At 57.6% G+C, this 24,378-nt stretch carries 22 protein-coding genes; 5 read left to right on the top strand and 17 right to left on the bottom strand.

Features of this window, described 5'->3' with window-relative positions; genetic code table 11:
- Window positions 1-26: 26 nt before the first annotated feature.
- From Mal52_RS05045 to Mal52_RS04985, 13 genes are all read right to left on the bottom strand, one after another.
- Entirely contained in the window at window positions 27-2,039 is a 2,013-nt protein-coding gene (locus Mal52_RS05045; RefSeq protein WP_145374622.1) for a hypothetical protein, read from the bottom strand.
- Window positions 2,040-2,292: 253 nt separating this feature from the next.
- On the bottom strand, window positions 2,293-2,745 hold the full coding sequence (locus tag Mal52_RS05040) for a hypothetical protein (protein WP_145374621.1): 453 nt from the start codon (window positions 2,743-2,745) through the stop codon (window positions 2,293-2,295).
- A gap of 206 nt (window positions 2,746-2,951) precedes the next feature.
- Window positions 2,952-3,650 (bottom strand): hypothetical protein, encoded by a 699-nt coding sequence (locus tag Mal52_RS05035; protein WP_145374620.1) that lies wholly within the window; start codon window positions 3,648-3,650, stop codon window positions 2,952-2,954.
- A gap of 288 nt (window positions 3,651-3,938) precedes the next feature.
- The gene (locus tag Mal52_RS05030; RefSeq protein ID WP_145374619.1) at window positions 3,939-4,448 is read right to left on the bottom strand and encodes a hypothetical protein; all 510 of its coding nucleotides are present in this window, start codon (window positions 4,446-4,448) and stop codon (window positions 3,939-3,941) included.
- A gap of 352 nt (window positions 4,449-4,800) precedes the next feature.
- Window positions 4,801-5,253: a hypothetical protein gene (locus tag Mal52_RS05025; RefSeq protein ID WP_145374618.1), complete on the bottom strand. Its 453-nt coding sequence runs from the start codon at window positions 5,251-5,253 to the stop codon at window positions 4,801-4,803.
- Window positions 5,250-5,729 carry a hypothetical protein gene (locus tag Mal52_RS05020; protein WP_145374617.1) on the bottom strand — a complete coding sequence of 160 codons (480 nt, stop codon included), beginning with the start codon at window positions 5,727-5,729 and terminating at the stop codon, window positions 5,250-5,252. The genes Mal52_RS05025 and Mal52_RS05020 overlap by 4 nt, the downstream gene beginning before the upstream one ends.
- Window positions 5,730-5,958: 229 nt before the next feature.
- The gene (locus Mal52_RS05015) at window positions 5,959-6,321 is read right to left on the bottom strand and encodes a hypothetical protein (RefSeq protein WP_145374616.1); all 363 of its coding nucleotides are present in this window, start codon (window positions 6,319-6,321) and stop codon (window positions 5,959-5,961) included.
- Window positions 6,322-6,523: 202 nt separating this feature from the next.
- A complete protein-coding gene (locus tag Mal52_RS05010; protein ID WP_145374615.1) occupies window positions 6,524-6,787 on the bottom strand; it encodes a hypothetical protein in 264 nt (87 codons plus the stop codon).
- A 496-nt stretch (window positions 6,788-7,283) separates the two neighbouring features.
- Window positions 7,284-7,805, bottom strand: coding sequence for a hypothetical protein (locus tag Mal52_RS05005; RefSeq protein ID WP_145374614.1), 522 nt, complete (start codon window positions 7,803-7,805; stop codon window positions 7,284-7,286).
- 278 nt (window positions 7,806-8,083) lie between these two features.
- Window positions 8,084-9,280 carry a phage major capsid protein gene (locus Mal52_RS05000; protein ID WP_145374613.1) on the bottom strand — a complete coding sequence of 399 codons (1,197 nt, stop codon included), beginning with the start codon at window positions 9,278-9,280 and terminating at the stop codon, window positions 8,084-8,086.
- A gap of 299 nt (window positions 9,281-9,579) precedes the next feature.
- Window positions 9,580-10,110 (bottom strand): hypothetical protein, encoded by a 531-nt coding sequence (locus tag Mal52_RS04995; protein WP_145374612.1) that lies wholly within the window; start codon window positions 10,108-10,110, stop codon window positions 9,580-9,582.
- 230 nt (window positions 10,111-10,340) lie between these two features.
- A complete protein-coding gene (locus Mal52_RS04990; RefSeq protein WP_145374611.1) occupies window positions 10,341-11,516 on the bottom strand; it encodes a hypothetical protein in 1,176 nt (391 codons plus the stop codon).
- A 434-nt stretch (window positions 11,517-11,950) separates the two neighbouring features.
- Window positions 11,951-13,015 (bottom strand): isocitrate/isopropylmalate dehydrogenase family protein, encoded by a 1,065-nt coding sequence (locus tag Mal52_RS04985; protein WP_145374610.1) that lies wholly within the window; start codon window positions 13,013-13,015, stop codon window positions 11,951-11,953.
- 424 nt (window positions 13,016-13,439) lie between these two features.
- On the opposite strand from Mal52_RS04985, the gene Mal52_RS04980 reads away from it, so the two are divergent.
- On the top strand, window positions 13,440-14,264 hold the full coding sequence (locus tag Mal52_RS04980) for a MerR family transcriptional regulator (RefSeq protein ID WP_197534668.1): 825 nt from the start codon (window positions 13,440-13,442) through the stop codon (window positions 14,262-14,264).
- Window positions 14,265-14,312: 48 nt separating this feature from the next.
- On the opposite strand, the gene Mal52_RS04975 is transcribed toward Mal52_RS04980, so the two are convergent.
- Window positions 14,313-14,846: a GrpB family protein gene (locus Mal52_RS04975; protein ID WP_145374609.1), complete on the bottom strand. Its 534-nt coding sequence runs from the start codon at window positions 14,844-14,846 to the stop codon at window positions 14,313-14,315.
- A 138-nt stretch (window positions 14,847-14,984) separates the two neighbouring features.
- Here Mal52_RS04975 and Mal52_RS04970 point away from each other — a divergent pair, with 138 nt between their 5' ends.
- From Mal52_RS04970 to Mal52_RS04955, 4 genes are all read left to right on the top strand, one after another.
- On the top strand, window positions 14,985-16,067 hold the full coding sequence (locus Mal52_RS04970) for a TolB family protein (RefSeq protein ID WP_145374608.1): 1,083 nt from the start codon (window positions 14,985-14,987) through the stop codon (window positions 16,065-16,067).
- Between the two features lie 226 nt (window positions 16,068-16,293).
- Window positions 16,294-18,129, top strand: coding sequence for an ABC transporter substrate-binding protein (locus Mal52_RS04965; protein WP_145374607.1), 1,836 nt, complete (start codon window positions 16,294-16,296; stop codon window positions 18,127-18,129).
- A gap of 60 nt (window positions 18,130-18,189) precedes the next feature.
- A complete protein-coding gene (locus Mal52_RS04960; protein WP_145374606.1) occupies window positions 18,190-19,143 on the top strand; it encodes an ABC transporter permease in 954 nt (317 codons plus the stop codon).
- Complete coding sequence (locus Mal52_RS04955; RefSeq protein WP_145374605.1) at window positions 19,140-20,378, top strand: ABC transporter permease; 1,239 nt, start codon at window positions 19,140-19,142, stop codon at window positions 20,376-20,378. The genes Mal52_RS04960 and Mal52_RS04955 overlap by 4 nt, the downstream gene beginning before the upstream one ends.
- 305 nt (window positions 20,379-20,683) lie before the next feature.
- Here Mal52_RS04955 and Mal52_RS04950 read toward each other — a convergent pair whose 3' ends face one another.
- From Mal52_RS04950 to aroE, 3 genes are all read right to left on the bottom strand, one after another.
- On the bottom strand, window positions 20,684-21,907 hold the full coding sequence (locus Mal52_RS04950; RefSeq protein WP_145374604.1) for a prepilin peptidase: 1,224 nt from the start codon (window positions 21,905-21,907) through the stop codon (window positions 20,684-20,686).
- Window positions 21,908-21,911: 4 nt separating this feature from the next.
- Window positions 21,912-22,445, bottom strand: a complete 534-nt coding sequence (locus tag Mal52_RS04945) for a shikimate kinase (RefSeq protein WP_145374603.1) — start codon at window positions 22,443-22,445, stop codon at window positions 21,912-21,914.
- Window positions 22,446-22,639: 194 nt separating this feature from the next.
- Window positions 22,640-24,154, bottom strand: a complete 1,515-nt coding sequence (gene aroE, locus Mal52_RS04940) for a shikimate dehydrogenase (RefSeq protein ID WP_145374602.1) — start codon at window positions 24,152-24,154, stop codon at window positions 22,640-22,642.
- Window positions 24,155-24,378 lie beyond the last annotated feature (224 nt).

Here is a 24,378-nt window from a genome sequence, read left to right as displayed (position 1 = left end):
TCCGCGCCGCTAACTGGCCATCCCAGTCACTCTTCATAACAGACCTTGAGCTTCACCGAATTGACCTCCGCCGTACGAGTGTTCGCATTGCCCAAATGTTCGACTGCAGACAAATCGACCTGCAATCCAAACGCATTGAAATCATCCGTTGTCCAGGATTCGCCCCACGTATCCCCTTCGCTGCCTACGATCTCATCCGTTTCGCTGTCCGGCCACACACCGTCACCCACAAACAAGCTCTTCGTCCCCGACTTACTGCCGCTGGTCACAGTCACCTCGCCCCCCACGACATCGTTGGCAGCGTTGTTCGAACACTCGAGGTTGTACGTCACCGTGATTCCCACCACAGTCTTGCCCGATGGCAACGAAAAATTGAAATCAAAACAACGCAGAGTTTGGGCAGAGTCGTTTTGACCCAGCGACACCTCACCTCTGCCACCACCCAACCTTTCCCACTCCTCATCGCCACCATCATCAACGGTGTCCGAATCGGTTGCTGTTTTTTCGACACACGTGTCATTCGCGCTACTGGAACTGTTCTCGCCGCCAGAACCACTTTCCCCACCGCCACTGCTCTCCCCGCTCTCCGACGCTCCGCTCGATTCCTCCCCGCTGGACACTCCCGAATCCGACGAACCACTTTCCCCGCCGCCCGATTCGCTTTCGTCCCCACTGCTGCCTCCACCTTCGGTTTCCACGACCGATTCGCCCCCAGACAGTTCGCTGGACTCCAAACTGCTCGACACCCCGAAACTGGAACTGCCCGACACCGACGACGAACTCGCATCGGTCGAATCAGGACCGACGTCGCTGCTATCAAACGAAAGCTCGCTCCCTCCATGCCCACCATTTTGATTTTGGTTCCCCGGAATCTCCCACCGCTCATCGTGCGGCGGTTCTGGCCAATGCGTGTGCGGATCTTCCGGTCCGATTTCCAACCGAAAACGGGGCGCATGATCAAATTGCACCCGGATCGTTTCCACCATCGCCGATATCAATTCCGCCCCGCTGTGGTCCTTGATCAGAATACGACCGCCCCACGGCACCGGCAGCACGTGCTGATCCGCCACCTCAACGAAATACCGGCTCGTCGGCTGCGCATATACGCGGAAAAACTCTTTCACAAACTGACGCGAATCCGATTCCGTCCGGATCCAAGGAATCCAAATCCGTATCCGCCGCTCTCCATGTTGATCCCGACTTGCCGGCTGAATGTAGTTGCCCCGCCAGCGATAATAGCCCCGCATAAAAATGTCCGACCCCAACTGCTCGTCATAGATATACCCGCCGGTCAGCATCACGCGGTTGTACAACAAATCCCGATCGCGGGACTCTTCCAACGCAACAACATCCACCCCCTCTTGAAACGTGGCAATCACCGACGTCCGTTTTTGCAAAAAGAAAAACCGCCCCCAAGCATCCACGCCCCACGACGCATTAAACGCTCGAACCGCCTCTTCTTTGAGAATCGAACGCACACTCTCCTCCCCCCGAAACTTGGCCGTCGTCACTCCGTCGGCCAAATTCACCGCATCGATCATCGCCGCATCGAGTGAAATATGCGTCCGCGGAACCACGTATTGTTGCAGCAACAACGTCACAAATTCATCCGGCTGACTCACCGCATCGACCGTTTCTAGCGAACGGTCCGGGTCATTGGGAAACAGATCGGTCCGGGCATAACGATGCGGAGGCACGCCATCAGCGCGGTCCGGTGAGAATCCGCCGGGAAACACCTCACCCAATTCCACACTCATCCCTTGCAAGCGAAACGAGATCTCCGCCGGACTCGTCGCCACGCGTTCTTCAACGCGCCCCAAGTACCAACGGTCACCTGTCTGATACGCCATCGAGATCCAATCCCCGATCTCGATCCCCGCGCGATCCACGAATCGATCCTTCAGCCGCAATTCCCCCGCCCCGCAGCCACCTTGCCGATGTAATTCAAACCAACACCCAGCAATCGCACGATCAGAAATCACCGCCTGAAAATCACCCGGCCCCGGACGATAATGCACAATCCGCCGCTGATAACCCATGTCACGTTCCTTTGTAAGAGGCGTGAGGCGTGAGGGGACAGGCCTGAGATTTGCAACCAAAAATCAAACGCGCCGTCGTACGCCGGTCGCCGTTGTGCACGGGTCTACGTTGTGCGCGGGTCTCCCGACCCCGCACAGCCCCCGACCGAAGGTCTCCCCCGCCCCCACTGCCCACTGCCCACTGCCCACTGCCTACTACCTACTGCCCACCGGCCACTCGCCACCGGCCACTTCTCCCCCTGCCCACTATCACTCAAGCCCCAGGCGCCGTCGTATACAACACCGGATTCTCCGCATGCACCACCAACGAATAGGTGAACAAATTCTGATTCGACAAATCCATTTCAAACTGCACTGTCGAACACAATTTGAATTTGCGATAGGTCCCGCTCGTTGCGTCGTGATAGATAAAGAACTCAAACTTCTCTGACGCCGACGAAACATCCAACGTGCTTCGCAACGCCTCCAATTCCTCTAGCATGGCCCCTTCGGACGTCTTCAGCGAACCGCTCTGCGAACCGATTTGCCCTTCCAGGGAAATATCCACCCCCTGCCGCGAATGCCCCACCAATGCATCCCCATCAGCCAACGGCACCTTAAACCGACTCGCATCCCAAGCATCCCGCACCCGCAACACCGGCACCGGCCGCGGCAATTCATACAATGTGGAACTCTTATAAACCGCCGGCTTAAACACAAACGACATCGCAATTCTCCAAGTGTCATTAGACTGTAGGCTTGAGACCTTAGGCTGCAGGTAGGAAGACGTGAGGCGTGAGGGAACAGGCGTGAGACTCGCAAGCAAAAACCAAACGCAATTCCCCCCCACCACTGCCTACTGCCCTCTGCCTACTGCCTACTTTTCTGGCCACCGGCCACTAGCCACCGGCCACTTCGCCCCTGCCAACAGTTTCACCCCCGCCGCGCCCGCAGCGCCGAATCACGAAACTGCAAGTCGCGCACCACCCCAGCGACTTCGCCCACCTGCGAAACATTCACCGTCACGCCGCCCAGATTGTTGGTGATTGAGGTCGATTGCCCCACCGGTGGTCCCGGCATTAGCGTGGGCCGTGGATTCGTCGGCGACGACTGATTCAGCGCCGATAAAAACGCCGCTCCCAATTGCTGCACCGCCGGTCGACGAATCACAAACTCGCCAGCTGTCAACATCGCCGGCACGCGATCCACCCCGCCCGGCCCCGTCACCATTCCGCCACTGGCATACGCACGAATCGGTCCCGTCGCTCCACCCGCGTCCCCGACAGTACCTACGGCTGACAACCGCGCCAGCCGCGCAGCGGTCGCATCAATCAACCGCCCCAAGATCAACAGCGATTGCACCGCCGGACGAATGTCCAACACAATCGGCGTCCGCGACAGCAATCGAATCTGACTGGTAATCCGCTCCAATAATGTGCTGATCGTTTGCAGCGGCCCAATCGCCAAACCAATCCGCTCAAACGAACGCCCCATCTCCGATGCCGCCCGATTGAACCGCCCCAACCGCTCACTGAGCGAAGAAATCCGCTCACCCACCCGATCCAACTCCCGCGACAAATGCGAACTATCCCCCCGAATCGCAATCGTCAACGACTCCCGAAACGCCACCATCGCAATGCCTCCGTAATTAGACTGTCGGCTTTAGACTGTAGACCGTAGGAAAATTGGCTTGAGGCGTGAGGCGTGAGGGAACAGGCTTGAGGACAAGTAAAAGTTGTGCGCGGGTCTCCCGACCCCGCACACCCCCCGACCGAAGGTCTCCCAAAATAAGCATGAGGCGTGAGCCCAAGCAGGAACTCCAAACGCACCCCCACGCCTGCGCTCTGCCTACTGCCTACTGCCTACTGCCCACTCTTTCTGGCCACCGGCCACTGACCACCGGCCACTTTTTTCCTGCCACTAAACCCGACTAATCACCGGCGCCACCTCAAAGTCGCGACCGGAAAACGAAATCAAGTTTGCCTCGTCCCCTTCGTTCATCGTCAGCGATTCACGATACACCTTGGCAAACACGATCTTCTCACCGGCAACACCCGCCGGATCGGTCACCGTGAACTCCAACTGCAGCGTCTCCTGCTCACCACTCTCCGAGGTGCTGACAATATTCAGCCCCGACATGAAGTTGAGAAACTCATACAACTGCAACGGATCGCCGCTGTCGTTGTATTTCCCAATCAACTGCGTCCATTTTGCCGTAAACGACAACGCAATCGATTCCTCATCCCCCGGCCGCGTATGCCCCGCTGCAATCGACCCCCGATCCTTGACCTCGATCGTGTTCGACCGCTGCGTCCAGGACAAATCCCCCTCGTCCAACAGCACCGTCAACGACTGCGGAGTCTCCGAAGTCCCATCCTGAATCACCAATTCCCCATCGCGCAAATTACGCGTCACATTCGTAACCGCCATCGCCGTCTACCACCTTTGCTATCAAAAGAGACTGTAGACCTTAGACCGTAGGAAGAAGGCGTGAGGCTTGAGGCCACAGGCCTAAGGCAAATCGTTGTGCGCGGGTCTCCCGCCCCGTTGTGCGCGGGTCTCCCGACCCCGCACCCACCTAAGTTGTGCGCGGGTCTCCAGACCCCGCACCAGCCCCGACCGCAGGTCTCCCCACATAGGCTCCAGGCCTGAGGCATCAGGCATGAGACTCGCAAACAAATCCAAACAACCGCCCAACCCTGCCTACTGCCTACTGCCTACTGCCTACTGCCTACTGCCTACTGCCTACTATTTTCTGACCACCGACCACCGGCCACTCCCATCAAACCTCCGTAGCCACCCCCGACGTCACCAGCACCACGTGCTGCAATCCATGCCGCCCCGCATCGCGATCCCGTCGCGTCATCGTCCGCGTTTGCGTCTCAAACAATTGCAAATGCCCCACCACCGGCGGATCGCTCAACGATTGATCCGTCACCGAAACTTGCTGATGCTCTAACGTCGACTTCGTCGCATCGGCCAATTCCAAAATCCGTCCTTTGTCCAAAGTCCGCTCCACAAAACAGTGCACGGTCACCGACACATCCACTTGTTCCTTGCCCGCCGACCGCCGCGGATCGCGCTGCCAGGCATTGATCCATATCTCCAACCACTCACTTTGCCCGGCCGCATCGATCTGAGTTCCCGGATACACCGTCGTCACCGCCAACGGGAAGTTGTCACTCCAATGCGCGAACAGACTCCCCGCCAATGCTTCTTGTCCAAATCCGCTCACACCATGCTCCCCATTTCATCCTCAGAGGCGGTAAAAAACGGTTGCAGCGGAACCGTCGGGCGCAGACTCTGCAAACTGCGGACCACCATCTGAAACGGCGACATCCGCTGCGTGCCAAACTCCAAATAGTTGATGTAATCCACCCCACTCGTCGCCACGACTTCCGTCAGTTCCGTCTCACTCGACTCAACAAGACCGCTCCGACTCCGCCCCTCAGATATCGCCGCACCCTCCGGATGCGCGCCTTCCCAACCGGCCGGCGCCGCACCACCCAACTGTTCCAATGCCGCCACCCAAGACGCCCGCGAACGCGCCGTATCGACCGGATTATTCTCAATCGTCCGCAACAACGCCGACCGAGAAACCCGCCGCACCAACCGCCTACGAGCCCGTGGAACCTCACGCCCTCGAATCTCCCCCAACCATCGCCGCACCGTAGGCTCATTCACAATTTCAAGCGAAACCGAAATCCCCATCCAAATATCCCCCACGCAGGCAAACTCAATGCAAAGGAAGGGCGAGGCACAACCAAATAACGCCCCATCCCCCGTAGCCCCGTAGGGTGCGTCACGACGCACCTTTCTACGTAGTACGAAAGCCCCACCCAACCCCAACGACGCAACAAACCAATCCGCGCGCCAACCACCAAGCGACCAACGGGAGCGCCCCAACCCCCTCGTGCGGCAGCACGAACCACCCGCCTGGTTAAGGCCGGCAGAGGAGTTGGTAGGTGGTGCCGTCTTCGCTGTTGGCGTAGCCTACGATTTCGTATTCGCGTTCTTGATGCACGATGCGGCTGGTCAGTTTCGGAGCTCCAGCCGGCAGGTCCGCTTGTTTGACGAAGAACTCAATCATGTCAGTCGTATGCTGCCCCGCCGTCCCCCGCGTCGGCTCGCCCGCATCGCCGCTGACGAGCGCCGTGATTTCGGTGTCGGTGTACTCTTCACTCACCTGCTGAGTCGCCGGCACATACGCCTGACTCACCTCACGATAAGTCACCACCACTCCCCAGTCCGCAAACACCACATCCAAATCCGCCCCCAACACCCCCGCTGCCACAGAAACCATCTTAGCGCTCCTTTGTGTTTAGGCTGTAGGAAGAAGGCGTGAGGCCTGAGGGAACAGGCGTGAGGATATGGGAAAGTTGTGCGCGGGTCTCCCGACCCCGCACCCCCTCGACCGAAGGTCTCCCACCAACACATTCTGGCCACCGGCCACTCCCCACCGGCCACTCCTTCACTGCCTACTGCCCTCTGCCTACTGCCTACTATCACTCACCCACAGAAACTTCCCAACCCGGCCGCGACGTCAACAACGCCTGGTAATACGACCGCGCTTCCAACAACGCCCGCAAGTTCCCCGCCCGATCCGCCGTCCGCCCCGCTGCCCCCGGCAAGGCATATTTCAGCGCCGACAACTTCCCATCCCGCAGCAGATTCGTAATATCCAAATCAATCTGCGACAAAATGCCCCGTATCTGCGTCTCAGTCAGCGGAGCCCCGCTCACCGAAGAAAGCCCCGATAAATCCGCCATACGTTTCACACCCTTTTTAAACTAGGCTGTAGGCTTGAGACTGTAGGCTGTAGGAAGGAAGGCGTGAGGCGTGAGGGAACAGGCTTGAGGACACAATACGCTGTGAGCGGGCCTCCCCCCAAAGTTGTGCGCGGGTCTCCAGACCCCGCACCAATCGCGACCGCAGGTCTCCCAACGCACTCGCCCGACCGCAGGTCTCCCAACATCAGCGCAAGACGCCAAGCAACAGAAACGAGCCCCACAAACAAACTCAAACAAGCCCCAACCCACTACCTACTGCCTACTGCGTACTGTTTCTGGCCACCGGCCACTAACCACCGGCCACTCTTCCCCGCCTACCGCCGACCAGCCTCCCCATCCCGCAGCATCACATACCCCAACCACCGCACCTGATCCGCATACTCCGCTGCGACAAACTCCGCTTCCTGCAGCCCCAACTGTTCGCAACAACGCAAAATCCAATAATCGACGGACCGCGGACCGGCGACGGCATCGTTTACGTCGCCGCCGCCGGCGAAAAATTTCCCGCCGACTCCCGCACATGATCATCCAACAAGTTGCTCACGCGAAACACATGTTCGCAGACCAACCCCACATCCCCCGCCGACCAACCCGCCCGCTCCAACTCCTCACAAATTCCATCCGCATAACCGAGCCAATCACCATCCACGTGCGGCAACGCTGTTTCAAACTGCAAGGACTCGTCCGCCCGCAATCCTTCAACCAACACCAAGGCCGCCACGCGCTGGTTATAAAGATCCAGCGCCGTCAAATACTCGCCACTCTCCGCATCAGGCACCAACACCGCTAACCCCTGATGATCCCGCAGCGGCTTCCCGGATGAATCCCGCGCCACACGCGTCGGCCGCCGCGGAGCCACAATCCCCCGCTCCCGCAACCGCCGATGAAACGCCAAAGGCAACGGACTAACCGTCAACCCCCACACCGCCCCATCCCCCCGCGGCAACTCCACCCGCCGACAATACCCCCCGCAACAATCCGCACCCCCGTATTTCATAACCGCTCCCCAGTAAAAGAGGCTGTAGGCTTGAGACTGTAGACCGTAGGCAAGAAGGCGTGAGGCGTGAGGGGACAGGCTTGAGGATACGGGAAAGTTGTGCACGGGTCTCCCGCACTCTGTTGTGCGCGGGTCTCCAGACCCCGCACCCACCCGACCGAAGGTCTCCCGCCTACCCTTCACCGACCGCCAGCCACTCTTCTCTGCCTACTGCCCTCTGCCTACTGCCTACTATTTCTGGCCACCGGCCACTAACCACCGGCCACTCCCCCCACACATCAAGCACCATCCACCTTCGTCACAAACGACGTATCCACCGCCGAAACGCCGCCGTAGTATCGCACCTTCACCCGCAACACGACGTCGCGATCAAACGCCGATTCGCTGTCCGCTCGCTGCAGGAACGTCTGCACCGGCCAAATTTCCGTCCAGACAAACTGCCGCGCAAAATCGCCCAGGTACCAATCATTGACCGCCTGGCCCCCTTGCTCGTCAATAAACGGCGAACTGAGCACCTCGGCCAATCCATGAATCGGATTCGCAAACGTCGTCTCATTATCGCCGCTCGTGACGGTGACCTGCGTCGAGTTGGCGACACTCATCGCCGTCCCCCGCAAGGCTTCGGGCACCAACATGTGCTTGACCGGCATCACCATCGGACGGGCCGTCCCGTCGATGCGATCGTCCGTGACCTGCGTCGCCCGGTACTGCAACACTGTGTCGACGTCGGTCCAATCCGCCAACGGCACCGCACTGTTAAACGCCGTCGACGTCGTATTCCCGCTGCCCACCCAGTTCCGATTCGAACCGTCGGTCTTATAAAGCGCCTGACCAGCCCCGTTCGGCCGATAGACATACTTCGAACTCGCCGCATCCGCGTCAGTCACGCCCCGCACGATCGTCCGCTCGCGCTCCTGACGTAGATAAAACCCCAACGCCATCGCACGGCGATTGATCTCGCCCGTCTGGTCAAAGGCAATCAACTCTTCGTTGATCGTGAGAATCCGCCCCTGCTTCGATTCCTCCGAGGTGACGTACTTCTCCTCAAACGTCGACTCCTCATACGGATGCCCTTCGGAAACCTCCGTCGGCCCGGCTAACGCCTTAAAGCCGGCGATCTTCTGATTCCGCAACCGGCTCGGCATCACCGAGACCAATTTGTCGCCAATGAAACCCGAATCGTCTTCGTACCCCTCAATCACCTTCCGCCCGATCAGCTCACCCGTCACCACCTGAAACAGATTCGTACTCACCCCCGGAGACGATTCCCGCAACACATGCAACGGACTCGAAACCGGCGAAGCCATCTCATTCAGCCGCCGCAAATCGGGCAACACCCCGCACGCATCCGCCAACTCGTAATAGCTAAAATCATCAACCGAAATCTTCCGCTCATTGAGCAGACCACACACCTTCTGATAAAACCCCTCCGCCCCCAACGATTCCACCAACCCCCGCAAACTCTGCCCCTGCATATCTCACCGTTCCTTATTGAAAAGGCCGTAGGCGCTAGACCGTAGGCCATAGAAAAACAAACCAAATGTTGTGCGCGGGTCTCCAGACCCCGCACCCACCCCCAAAGTTGTGCGCGGGTCTCCAGACCCCGCACTCCCCCCGACCGCAGGTCTCCCAACGTAGGCGTGAGGCTCGAGGCAACAGGCGTGAGGCCGGCGCGGGAAAACCAAACGCACCCCACCCCTTTTTCTGCCTACTGCCTACCGCCTACTGCCCACTCTTTCTGGCCACCGACCACCGACCACCAGCCACTCCCCCCCTACCCCACAGCCGCATTCACATTCGCCGACCCGGCATGAAACGCCGAAGCAAATGTCACCCGCAACTTCGTCGCCGCGGCCGCCTTATATTCCGCGGCTCGCGCAATCGCCAACGTCCCGGTCCCCACAGCTTCCAACTGTTGATCCATCAGTGACGACGACAACTCGTCCGGCCCCAACTCATCGCCCACTTCATAGGTCGCCGCATCAACGTCGAACTCATAAATCGCCGACGGACTCATATCGACCGACACATCATCCGTATCACCGTCAGCAGACTGATGATGCACCACCCCAAGAAACGAAGCGGCAAACGCCGATTGTGTCGTCGCCAGATCACTCGTCCAAGAAAAACTGCTGGCCGGCTTCACGTCATCGGTGTCCAAATACACCAAATCCCCCGCCTCCAACACCGTCCCACTATCCACACGCAATTTATGCAACTGCACTTCACCACTACGAAACCGCAACTGAATCCCCATATCATTCCCTCCGGGAAAAAAGGCCGTAGGCTGTAGACCATAGGCCATAGAAAAAACAAATCGTTGTGCGCGAGTCTCCCGACCCCGCACCAGCCCCCCGACCTCCGTTGTGCGCGGGTCTCCAGACCCCGCACCAGCCCCGACCGCAGGTCTCCTAACAGAGGCATAAGGCTCGAGGTAACAGGCGTGAGGCCGGCGAGGGAAAACCAAACGCACCTCCACCCAGCCTACTGCCTACTGCCTACTGCCTACTCTTCTCAGGCCACCGGCCACCCTCATCACCGCCGACAAGCAAGCAGCCGCACCAACGCCGCATCTGTACCTGCGCCACTATCGTCATCAGCACGCAAACAACTCGTCGGCCTGCAAGACCGCAATCGCTCAAACAACTCCACGCGATCATCCAACAACACCCCGCGTTGCTCATCGTCGCTCGCATCCAACAATTGTTCGCGAAACGTCTCCGTAATCGCCTCTTCCGGCAATTCCGCTTCCGCCAACAACCGCCCCACCGCCTCCACTCGCTGTGCCATGTCCCGCTCTGCCGTCAGATCCGAAACTTCAACCAACAACAGCTGTTTTTCGGCTTCCAACTCGCGCAACCGCTCGGCGTATGTCTCCAAGGAATCCGAGTCGTCGGCCTCCGACGTATCCTGGGCACGGCTCAAATCCTGCCACGACTCCGCACTCAGGTCGAGATCCCCCACCGGTTCCCACTCGCCCGACAGCCAAACCCGCCCGTCGCGTACCCGCCAGCCAATGCGGTATTGCTCACAATCGTCCGCCGCCCCCAAGCGCACGATCACGCTCTGCGGAAACAACGCCACCCGCTCGCAGACCACGTCCGCATCACCGGTCCAATCGCGGGCGTGCCCCGGCAATTGCCCATCCAACTGCCGCAAGACCGATTCCAGCGATCCGAACAGCGGCGCAGCGCCAGGCAATTCATTGGTTTGCTCGGACAGTGATGACGTCGTCGCCGGAAACATCACTGCATCCACGCTTACCACTTCGTGGATTTCCTCAACCAATGTCCGTTCGCGGTTTTGCGTGACCAACACCACATGACTCATCCCCACCGAGCCGCTGCCACTGTCCGCCAACGCCAAAAACGTACGCCCGGCCTCCGTGCCAAGCGTCTGAATGTCACCTCGAATCCGCCCATCGACAAAGCGAGGATTTACAATCTGTCCCGCCAAGTCCCGCGTGCTGCGTTCCTGGGGTTTGGACAGGTCCCGCCCATGATCCAAAAACACCGGCTTGTCCGCATACAACACCGTCGCCCTCCGCAGCGACTCATCCGTATAGCGATATCCGTTCTTCGAATCCGGCCCAGCCAATGCCACATTGCGAACGATCCCCGTCTCCAAATCGATCACAACCTCAGCAGCACGCCAATCCCCGATCCGTTCCACAACCCGTACCGGCAAGTTCGTCGCGGTCTCCGTCGTCATCACCTCAACAAGCCCCCTGCTAAGAACCACAAGCAACCAACACCTCTCAACCTACCCGGTCAAGGTTGCGCAGCAATTCCACAAAAAGCATTTCGAGGAAAAAAGACCGTAGACGATAGCCCGTAGGAAGTGAGGCGTAAGAACTGCAAGCAACATCAATCCCCCCTCTCCCTCTGGGAGAGGGGCCGGGGGTGAGGGCCGCCCCAAGTTAGTCACACACTCTTCAACAAGCAGCCACTGACCAATCGCGTTATACGCGGATCAAACGTTGTGCGCGGGTCTCCAGACCCCGCACTTACCCGACCGCAGGTCTCCCAACCTAGGCAACAAGCATGAGGCTCGCAATCAAACTCAACCAATCGCCCAACCCTGCCCACTGCCTACTGCCTACTCTTTTTCTGGCCACCGGCCACTCGCCACCGGCCACTCCCCCCCTACTCACCAACAAGCGCAGCCACTCGATCCCCCACCACCTCCGTCCGCGCCGTCCCCCCCAAATCCGGCGGCAGCAATTCCCCTTCAGCCAGCAACATTTTCACCGCCGCATGCACCGACGCCGCTGCACGCGGCAATTCCAGATGCTCCAACATCATCGCCGCCGACAAAATCGCCGCCAACGGATTCGCAATCCCCTGCCCGGCAATATCCGGCGCTGAACCATGCACCGGTTCAAACATGCTCAGATTTTTCCGCTCGATCGCAATGTTCGCGCTCGCCGCCAAGCCCATACTGCCCACCACAATCGCCGCCAAGTCGGTCAAGATATCCCCGAACAAATTACTGGCGACCACCACATCAAACGATTCCGGCCGCCGCACAAATTCCATGGCGGCCCGGTCGATCAACAACGATTCGGTTTCAATCGCCGGATACTCCGCCGCTACCGCCGCAAATGTCTCGTCCCACAGCACCATCCCGTACCCTTGCGCATTGCTCTTCGTAATCGAAGCCACCCGCTTGCGGGGACGCGTCATGGCCTTCTCAAACGCCGCGCGAATAATCCGCTCGCACCCTCGCCGCGTAAACACCGACGTCTGTACCGCCACATCGTGATCCGAATGTTGATACAACCGCCCACCAATATTCGCATATTCCCCTTCGGTGTTCTCCCGAAAGACCAACATGTCGATCGACTCGGCCGGTTTATCCCGCAGCGGACTGGGCACCCCTTCGTACAAAAATGCCGGCCGCAAACAAATCGCCTGATCAAACCGTCGTCGGATCGGTAACAGCAACCCGTTGAGCGTAATATGATCCTGCACCTCAGGATGCCCCACTGCTCCTAACAACAATGCATCGTGCGGAGCCAATTGATCCAAGTAATCCTCCGCCGCCATCCGCCCATGCTCAAAGTAATAATCCGTGCCCCAGGGAAAATAGTTCCACGAAAACTCCGCTTCATCCACCCCCCCCGCCGCTTCGAGCACCTTAATCGCTTCCCGCGTCACATCGACCCCAATCCCATCCCCTTCAATCACCGCAATCTCAAATGTTCGCACAACAACTCCTGTTTGTTAATAGGCTGTAGGCTTTAGGCTATAGACCGTAGAAATAAAGGCTTGAGGCTTGCGGCAACAGGCGTAAGGAAAATGTTGTGCGCGGGTCTCCCGACCCCGCACCGTTTGCTGTGCGCGGGTCTCCCGACCCCGCACATCCCCGACCGAAGGTCTCCCCCCCCCACCCAACTTGCATACCGCTTACTTTTGCTGGCCACCGGCCACTGACCACCGGCCACTAAGTCACACCGATCCTACCAAAACCGTTCCCACCGGTCATGCGACCTCCCTCCGCCCCTCAGCAATACAGAAATTGCCAATTCATAACAAACAGTCACCGGTATTCCTCAGTTTCCCGCTTGACCCTCCAGTTACTGGAGGCTGTAAACTGTGGACCTCACAAGTCACATTTCCACGGATTCCCAGCATGTTCACCATCGGCCAATTTTCCAAAATCACTGCTCTACCGGTTAAAACTTTACGGTTCTATCACGAAAAGAACCTGCTCATTCCGGCACGCGTCGAAGCTGGCACGGGATATCGTTATTACGACGACCGCAATATCCAAACCGCTCGCGTCATCACAGCGCTCCGCGCACTCGAATTTTCACTCGACGAAATCGCTGAAATCCTCGCCCAGCACGACGACGACTCGGATATCCTGCATTTTCTTAAGCAACGTAAACAGTCGCTACAAGACCGTATCGAACGCGATCGCGATATCGTCGCCACCATCGACCGCATTGTCCACAACGAACAGGAGGCCCGTCGTACGATGTCTCAAAAGCAATTTGAAATCGAAGAGAAAACGCTCCCGCCACAACTCGTCGCTGGGATCCGCATGCAGTGCCGCTACGACGAAATCGGTACCGGATTCTCCCAAATCGGCCGCAAACTAGGACGTCATATTTCCGGCAAACCACTCTGCCTCTACTATGACAACGAATATCGCGAAAAGGACGCCGACCTCGAACCTTGTATGCCGCTCCGCAAACACGTTCCCGTCGACGGTATCTCTGTTCGCGAACTCCCCGGCGGCCGCTGCGTCACGCTCGTCCATCGCGGACCCTACCAACAACTCGGCCGCTCCTACGAACGGGTACTCAAACATTGCGCCGACCAAGGCTACGAAATACAAACCCCGACCCGCGAAGTCTACCTCAAAGGCCCCGGCATGATCTTCCGCGGCAATCCCAAAAACTACCTCACAGAAATCCAATTCCTGATCCAGGAACCCAACCCTGCCCCGTAACAAAACCACCCGGCAAGAAAAACGACACGACAGCAAAGGCCGCACCCATCAAACAGCCCACGGTTGCCGCTCAAACCACGCCACCGCCAACGGCTCCACCCGTTTGATCCACGCATCTTTGAATGCGCAATAACCCTTGATGTCCGCCGGATGCGCGGCATACGCAGCACGCTTCAGCGCTTCGTAATCTCGCCGTTCATCATCATGGCTGCGCAAATACGCGCAAAACGCCACGTGCCGCACGATCTCAACGTTCCCCGTCTCGTAGACGTGAATATTATGCGAGCGAAACTCCCCCGCATCCTTCGTAAAAAACTGCCGCCCCGGCAATCCATATTCCCCCCAAGCGCGGTACCCTGCTTCTACAATTTTTTCGGTGCGTGCCTCAACCTGCGCAATATCACTCACCTCCGGTAGCAAATCAATCACCGGTTTCGCCGCCAACCCCGGCACCGACGTGCTTCCCACGTGATGTACCTTCACCAATAGCTCACCCAACATCTCCCGCCACCGCGCCACCTCCTCTTCAAACAAACGTGGCCAATCCGACGAATAATCAGCAAACAAATATCGGCTCGCCATCTTTTCCTCCCTCCCATCAATCGGCCACAGCCTCCCGATGGGGAGACAACTCGACAGCCTCCCATGTATACTCATGGGCGTCGAAAAACGTCAAACGAATTCAACCAAAACGTGCTGCTCGTTCCAAGGAGAGACACCATGCAACGCCTCACGCTATCCGCAATACTACTGTCATTCACCTTCAGTTCCCCTGCACTGGCCGAGGATGCCCCCAAGCCCGACGAGCCGTCAACCCCCGCGCTCTCCCCGCTCGAATCGGAACACCTCGCCAACCTCCGCCAAGTCACCTCCGGCTTGCCCCGCGCCGGCGAAGGTTACTTCTCTCCCGACGGCAAACAGATCATCTACCAAGCCTACCCCGTCGGCTATCCCTTCTACCAAATCTATCTCCAAGACCTCGACAAAAACGACCCCCGCCGTATCAGCACCGGCCGCGGACGGACCACCTGTAGCTACTTCAACCCCGACGGCAAATCGCTCCTCTTCGCCTCCGCTCACACCAACCCCAATCTCCCCACCATCGAACGCGACGCCCGTGCCATCACCGGCCGCCGCCGTTACCAGTGGGATTTCGATGATTTCATGGACATCTATACCTGTGACCTCGACGGCACCAACCTCAAACAACTGACCGACGCCCCCGGTTACGATGCCGAAGGCAGTTATTCCTCCGACGGCAAACAAATCGTCTTCACCTCCACCCGCGATGGCGATCCTGATATTTTCATCATGGACGCCGACGGCAGCAACGTCCGCCAAATCACCAACGTCGACGGCTACGACGGCGGCCCCTTCTTCTCGCCCGACGATCAATGGATCATCTTCCGCAGCGACCGTGACGAAGAACACATGCTGCAAATCTTCATGATCTCCGTCGATGGCAAGCACGAAGTCCAACTGACCCACAACCTCAAAGAGGTCAATTGGTGCCCCTATTTCCACCCCAGTGGCAAATACTTCGTCTGGTCCGGCGCCGATTATTCCCGCGGACCAACGTCCGCCAAATTCCAACTCCACGTCATGGACCTCGATTTCAAAGACGGCAAACCAACCGCCGGCACTGTCACGCAAATCACCGACAGCCCCGCCGCCGATGTACTGCCCGTCTTCAGTCCCGACGGAAGCAAACTGATGTGGACCTCCACCCGCGGCCCCAAAGGCACCAGCCAACTCTGGATCGCCGACTGGAAACGCAACAACGATCCCCCCAAATCACCGTGACAATTCCGCAACATCCTCTATGATGCGCATTCAATAATTCACCAATCGGGTACCACTGGCAGCTTGCCCCCCAGTACAGGTCAGTTTTTCCGGGTGCCACTGGCGGCTTGTCCGCCAGTGCCGTAAAACCACCGGGTGCCACTGCTGGCTCGCCCAGCAGTGCCGGCAAACAACCACCTGACACAAACCAACATCGCGTCTATTCACACAAATCACTCGCCAACGTATGAATAAAACCCAACACACCCCCAGCGTAAAGTGGTTAGCTCGCACGCTGCACATCGCCGCAGTGTTGGCCCTCCTCGCTTGCTCCTCTTGCTCGCGTATCGATGAAGAGGGCAAGGTCTTACGTTTACCGTTACGCGCCGACGACCCCAAATCGCTCGACCCGGTCCAAGGCTCAACGGTCTACGACAACAAAGCCACCTGCCAAGTCTACGAAACGTTGGTGCAATACAAGTACCTCATCCGTCCTCCAGAATTAGAACCGCTGCTGCTCAGCGAGATGCCCACAATTTCTGAGGACCGACTCACCTACCACTTCAAACTCAAACCGGGCGTCCTCTTCCACGACGACCCCTGTTTCCCCGATGGCAAAGGCCGCGAACTGGTCACCGACGATGTCTTCTACTCTTGGAAGCGGATGGCCGACAATGGCAACAACCCCAAGAGTTGGTGGCTGCTCAAAGACACCATCAAAGGCTTCGACGAATACCGCGAACAACAAAACGCAGCCGTCGAAGCCCAAACAGGCTCCTTCGATTACGACGCACCCGTCGCAGGCATGCAGAAGATCAACGACCACGAATTCCGCGTGATACTCAAACAGCCCGTCCAGCGATTCATGTGGGTGCTCGCCATGTTCCAAACCGCGATCGTCCCCCGCGAAGCGGTCGAAAAGTACGGCGATCGCTTCGGTCGGCATCCCGTTGGAACGGGGCCGTTTACCCTCGCCGAAGAGGACTGGCGTCCCGGACAGCGGATGGTCTTTTACAAAAACCCCAGCTACCACCCCTGCTATTACCCCACCGAACATATGCCGAGCGACGTCGCCGCTGGCTGGACCAAAGACGCCGGCAAACGCTTGCCGCTCGTCGACCGTCTGGAGTTCCAATTTTTTGTCCAAGACCAACCGATGTGGCTATCGTTTCGCACCGGAAAAATCGACTACACACAAGTCCCCGATGAATACTTTGACGAAGCATTTCTCAAGCGTACGAAACAATTGCGGCCCAAATTAGTCCGCGAAGGCATCACCACACAGAACGTGGAATTGCTCGACTTCATCTTCCGCGGTTTCAACATGGAAGACGAATTGCTGGGAGGCTACGGCGAGAAACAAAAAAAACTCCGCCAGGCAATTTCGCTGGCAATCGATCTGGACGAATTCAACGAAGCCTTTTACAGCGGCATCAACACCGTCTACGACGGCCCCATCCCCCCCGGCCTCGAAGGTTTCCCCCCCGACGGCAAAGCCGACGTCAGCTATCGCGGTCCCAACTTAGAACGCGCCCGGCAACTGCTCGCCGAAGCGGGATATCCAGAAGGCAAAGGCTTACCCAGAATCGAATTCTATACCAGTAGCGGTAGAAACAACGTCGAACAGACCGAATTACTGAAACGTCAACTCGGAAAAATCAATGTGGAAATCAACGCTCAGATCGTCGAGTTCTCCACCCTGATCGAAAAAGTCCACAACAAGAAGGCCCCCTTCTTCGGCTTCGCCTGGGGTTCCGACTACCCCGATGCGGAAAATAACCTCGCCCTGTTTTACAGTCCCAACGCCGCCCCCGGTTCCAACAGCTTCAATTACAGCCGGCCGGAATACGACCGCCTCTACGAACAGATCCGCAGCATGCCCCCCTCTCCCGAACGGACGGAGCTCTATATCAAAATGCGGGACATGGTCATCGAAGACACCCCCTACACCGGTTCCATGGGCCGCACACGGTTCTACCTGATCAATCCCTGGCTGAAAAATTTCAAAGTCACCGAAGACTTCTACAACTGGCCCAAATACCTAGACGTCACCCAGCGCGGCGTCTATCCCTCAGAGAACTAATACGGTTTCTCTTCGAAGCCACTGATTCGCTTCCAGCAACCAGACTAAAGTGACCGAGCTATGTGGTCCTACATCATTCGCCGTTTGATCTACTACATCCCCGTCTATCTGGGTGTCATCCTGATGGTCATGGCCATCCTCCGCATCCAGGATCCGGTGGCAATCCATCTGGGCAAAAATGCCACGCCGGAAAAAATCGCCGTCACGAAAAAAGCTTTCGGTTTAGACAAACCGTTCATCACACAATACGCCACGTTCCTGAAAAAGCTTGTCACATTCGACTTCACTGAACAAAGCTGGGATTTCCCCGGCGTCACCGTCGGCAGCATGATCCGCCGCTCAATCGTCCCCAGCCTCTCCATCACCGTGCCGGCACTGATCCTGACCACGATTCTCTCCATTTGCGTCGGCATGATCTCGGCCTATTACCGCGGGCGGACCGTCGACAAAACGTTGGTCTTTTTCGCCGTGTTGGGCATGTGCATCAGCGTGTTGGTCTACATCATTTTAGGACAATACTTCGGGGCCTATTTGATCTACAAAGAAACCGGACACGAACTCTTCGCCATCCAAGGCTACGAGCCGGGACTCCAATACTGGGCGCATTACTGCCTGCTTCCCGTGATGATTTCAGTCATCGTCGCCATGGGCTACGACACCCGCTTCTACCGCGCGGTCATGGTCGAAGAAACCGGCCGCGATTACATCAAAACCGCCCGCGCCAAAGGGGTCACCAAACGCAAAGTCATGTTCGTGCACATGCTCAAAAACGCCATGATCCCCATCGTCACCCAAGTGATGATCACCCTCCCCTTTTTAATCACCGGCTCGATCGTGCTCGAAATGTACTTCGGGATTCCCGGCATGGGTCGGGCGCTGATCATGGCGGTCAATGCCAAGGACTTCCCGGTAATCCAAGCCTTCACCGCTGTCTTCGCCGCTTTATTCATCATCACCATCATTCTCACCGATGTGCTCTACGCCCTGGTTGATCCGAGGATTCGCCTCTCATGATTTTGAATTGGAAAGAATCCCGGGCCGCCCGAAAATTCTTCCGCAGCCGGTCATCGATCCTGGCGCTACTCGTCATTTCCGCTTATCTGGCGATCGCGATTGTGATCCTGGTTCCGGAAATGTATTTCGATTTCCGCAGCTGGCAGGATAAAGACTACACCCCGCCAAAAAATTACGGTTTCATCAACCTGGAGCAAACCGAAGGCCGGGTCGGCACCAAAAACATGCCCGGATTCTTCCTAAAGCCAGAGCCGGAAAAACGCTTGCAACATTGCGAGCAACTACTAGAAATCGTCGACCGCGCACTCAAAAAACCCGATCCGCAAACAGCCCTCGCTGAAATCGATTTCGGCACCCTCAAAGTCGCCGACCTGCCCCAGCCGGAACTAAAAACCCTGGTCGACCAAGGCTGGAAGACCTTCGACAGCTTGGCCACCAGCGCCAACCTCAACGAAGCCCCCGAGCAGTTATCAAAACTGGCCGAGTTAGAGCAAATCGTCAATCAACTCTACCCACCCCCCACCGGCTGGAAAGGGGTTTGGCGCAGCTTTGAAATGCTCTTGGGAACCGACCGCCAAGGTCGCTCCATCATGTTGCGAGCGATCTACTCCATCAAAGTCGCCATGCAAATCGGCATCGTCACCGCTCTGTTTGCCGTCTTATTTGGCGGCTTCCTGGGAGTCGCTGCCGGATTTTTCGGCGGCTGGGTCGACCATCTGGTGATCTGGCTCTACACCACCTTTTCCTCGATCCCCAACCTCGTCCTCTTGGTGCTGCTGGCCTATATGTTCACCGGCACCACCTGGGACGGCACGCTGATTCCCGTCTATGTCGCCTTCGGTCTCACCTTTTGGATCGGTCCCTGCCGCGTATTACGGGGCGAGACGCTCAAGATCAAAGAGCTGGAATACGTCCAGGCAGCCACAGCTATGGGTTGCGGGCGGGTCTACATCATGCTGCGGCACATCATCCCCAACACCGCTCACCTGCTACTGATCAACTTTTCACTGCTCTTCATCGGCGCGATCAAGTCCGAAGTCATCCTCAGTTTTCTAGGACTGGGCGTCAAACGCGGACCAAGTTGGGGCATCATGATCAGCCAGTCCGGCTCGGAAGTCATCAACAGCTTCTTCTGGCAAATCGGCGCCGCCACCGCCTTCATGTTCGGCCTAGTCCTCGCCTTCAACATAGTCTCCGACGCCCTACAAGACGCCTTCGACCCCCGACACCAGTGAGACGCCAGACTGTCGGCCATAGACCGTAGGCTGTAGGAAAAGAGGCGTGAGGCAACAGGCTCGAGGAAAAGAAGAACGTTGTGCGCGCGTCCAACGTCATGCGCGGGTCTCCCGACCCCGCACCCGCCCCTCCTTCGTTGTGCGCGGGTCTCCCGACCCCGCACTCCCCCGACCGAAGGTCTCCTCGCAATTTCAATCACACTCCCCCAATCAAATCAGGCAGCACAAACCAAGTCCCACCTACAAGACTCCCCCCCTTTTTTCTGGCCACTGGCCACTAGCCACCGGCCACTCCTCCCTGCCTACTACCACCCCCCGCCCCCCCGCCACCGCCGATAATGCGACCGCCCCCGCCCTGTGTCTCCACCCAACCAGGACGCCCGACTCCACTGCCCCTGATCGGGGTCAATCACTTCGTTCGCCAGAAACGACAACTGGTCCCCCGAAGTCCATTCCTCAATGAACTCTTCCTCAGCTTCAAAGCCGAACAAGCGTTTGATCCCCAGCCACATCCCCAACAGCGATGCCAACGCGCACAGCATCACCAAACCAACCACCGGCAAAAAGACGCCCAAAGAAAAAATCTGGTCCGTTTCCGCCCAGATCTCCTGCCAAAACAGCACGACCACCACAGCGGCCAGACTCAAATACGGTCCGAAGGGAATTTCGCGATTGCGTAAAAAGATCCACGACGGCACCACTGTCATCAAAGCAAACAACGGCGCTAAAAAAAACACAATCGCAGCCGCCTGCCACCCTACAAAGCTACCGATCATCGCCAACAAAATCACATCGCCAAACCCAATCGCCTCCCGGCCCAACACCCGCTCACCCATAATACGCACCGACCACACAATCCCGCCGCCCACCACCAACCCCGCCAAACTGACCGCCAAGCCATGCAAATGCGGCCAACGTTCAATCCACTCCGGCCGCCCTTGAAAAACGGCCAACCACGACCACTCCCCTTGCGCCAACTGTTCAAAGAACGACAAATGCGGTTGCTGATACCAAACTTCCGTGAGAAACACATAAGGCAACAACCACCCCCCCAGGACCCCCACCGCCATCGCCGGCAACGTCGAGCCATCGGGGATGATCTTCAAATCAAAATCAATAAACGTTGCCACGATCAAGGCACAAAACATCACCGCATGATACAGAAACCGCACATGCAATTGCGCATCGGACAATCCTACCTCGGGTTGGACCTCGAAAGCATACAGCACCGCCAACAACCCGCCGGTCAATAACTCGACAACCGCGAATCGCCGTGGAATCCGTCGCCGGCAACCTCCACAGCGTGCTGTTTTTGAGAACAGACCGGTCAAGGGCAAGCACTGCCACCAACTGCGTGGTAGCCCACAGCCATCGCAGGCTCGCGGACGCCGGAACAGTAGTTTCAATTGCCCAACAAAACTGTCATCGCGCGGAAAGCGGACAATACAAAGATTGAGAAACCGCCCAATCAGTACGCCCGCTGTAAACACGAGGACCAGGCGCGGTGCAAGATCGATGAGGTGGTCCATCACGTTATTGATCCTTCGTTACTTCATCGGGCAGAGCATCGTAAACAGCCGCCGCCACGTCCTCAACAGTCCGGCCCGCCGTATCAATCACAATCGTCGCCGCATCGCGATACAACGGTTCACGAGCGGTCAATACACTCTCAATCTCAGCCGTCACCCCCGCATCGGTTAACTGCGGGCGCCGCAATGCCGTGCTGCCATCACCGGAAATCCGTCGGCTCAAATCCTCAACCGGCGCCTGTAGCCAAACGACAGGACCTGCGCTGCGCATCCCCGCACGCGTTGCTTTAGCCAAAATCGCCCCGCCCCCCGCCGCCAGCACCAACCGCTCCCTGCCGAGCAATTCCGCAATCACCGTCCGCTCCAACTCCCGAAAGACCGGCTCACCCCGCTCTGCAAATATCTCGCTGATCGAGCATCCCGCGCGGCTTTCAATCGCATCATCGGCATCAACGCACGCCCAACCGAGCCGCGCCGACAACAAAGCCGCCACAGTCGATTTCCCGCAACCTCGATATCCAATAAAGGTGATCACCATAGAAACAGCGTCTTACCCGACTACACCGCTGCGGAGAATTCCGCGGAGCGAGAACCAGTTTCAAAACCCGGTTGCATTTGTTCCGGAAACTTACCTATCAGTTTCAGCGGAACGTGCCGGTGGGTTTTAAAACGATTTGCCAGATCGCGAACCAGCATCGCGGATCAAAATCATTTGCCAATGACGACACACCATCACGCACCGTCGTATTGAGCGGGTGATATCTTGTGACGCAACGTTTCCCGCATCAACTCCAACGGAGCCGCCGTATCGGTGAAGCGTTCATATTGCGCCGCTGCTTGCCGCACAAACATTTCCACACCCGTTACCGTTTTGCACAAATGCTCGCGAGCTTCTTTAATCAACATCGTCCGCTCGGGCGTATAAATCGTATCGAAAACCAGCATGCCATCCCGCAGCCAACTTTGTTGGAACGGCGTCTGATCGACATTGGGATGCATTCCGACTGACGTGCAATTCACCAAAATATCAATAAAGCCACTGCCGCGATTTTCCCATTGCACCTCCCGACAGCCAAATTCCGCAGCTAATTCAATCGCCCGTTGATGCGTCCGATTGGTAATGGTTACGTCCGCCTTCGCCTCGCTCAATCCGGCGGCAATCGCCCGCGCCACGCCACCAGCTCCCAAAATCAACACTCGGCGTCCCGAAATCAGTTTTTCATAACTGTCGGTCGCGGGGTCGAATTTAGGATCCAATCCCAAGCAAATCGTCGTCAACGCCGCATCGTAATCCGTATTCGCCGCCACCCAACCCGATTCCGGATCCCGATACAACGTATTGGCCGCCCCGATCTCCTCAACCGATTGTTCACAAGCGTCCGACACATCGATTGCCGCCACCTTGTGCGGCAAAGTCACGCTATAACCTTTCACATCCAACCATTGGAAATCTTCTAGCGTTTGCTTAAACACCGAGGGCAGCACATGGAACGGCAGATACGCCTTGTTGAGACCCGCTGCGCGAAATGCTCGATTGTGAATTAAGGGACTCAGACTGTGCGCAATCGGATCTCCCAAAACACCGTAAACCTCGGTCGCCTCATCGATCTCGTCGTAATGATAAACCTTCTTCATATCCGAAAACGACAATTGCCCCGGCGCCATAGCACGCCCGCTATTGAATGTCGCATACGTAAACGGCGCGCCGTATTTCCCAGTCAAAATCCGGCTGGTCAGCCCCAATTCCCCCATGCAAAAACCAATCGTGGGAACCTTGGCGGCCTGCACAACCTGCAACATTCGGATATTATCCTGCTGCGAATTCGCCATCGTGACTAACTTCACAACGTCCGGATCATGGCTGCAAAGCCGACGATGGATTTCCCACAGATCCTGAGGCGTTTCCTCAAAATCGTGGTGGCTGACGATCCGCTTGGTCGAACCGTAGCGCGGAATGCCCCCCGCAATGTCCTCTTCCAGATCGACGTAATCCACTCCGTCGGCGATCGCGTTTCGCAGTATCGTCCGCCGCTGCTCTTCCGTCCCCCGCCAGCGCCCCTGGTCTTCGCTGCGGCGGCAAGTGATCACCACCGGGCAAGGACGATCTTTCAACAGCCGACTCAAATCCGGCAGTCGCCCCAGCCAATCCAGCCGCAACTCCACCAACTCCGCCCCACGCTCCGCCAGGGCGCGATACTCGGCCTGCATCATCTTGTGACGGGTTCTGCCAATACTGACGCAAATCATAAGTCGTTAATTTACAGGGTGTTTATCGTCGCGAGCGTAGATCCCCATGCCGTGCACACCATGGCACCGATCAAACATTACGCCCAAACCAAATTCCGATTCGGCAGCAATTCACAATCACCGGACTGCCGCCGACACATCGTCTCCAACCTTCGAGTGTAACCCATTTTCGCAGCCGCCGCACTACGACCGCGGGCTGATCAGCAACATTTGACGCGGTTTAC

The sequence above is a fragment of the Symmachiella dynata genome, assembly GCF_007747995.1.
Taxonomy (GTDB): domain Bacteria; phylum Planctomycetota; class Planctomycetia; order Planctomycetales; family Planctomycetaceae; genus Symmachiella; species Symmachiella dynata.
The sequence above is the reverse complement of the archived record's forward strand: the minus strand, read 5'-3'. Positions and strand labels throughout refer to the sequence as shown.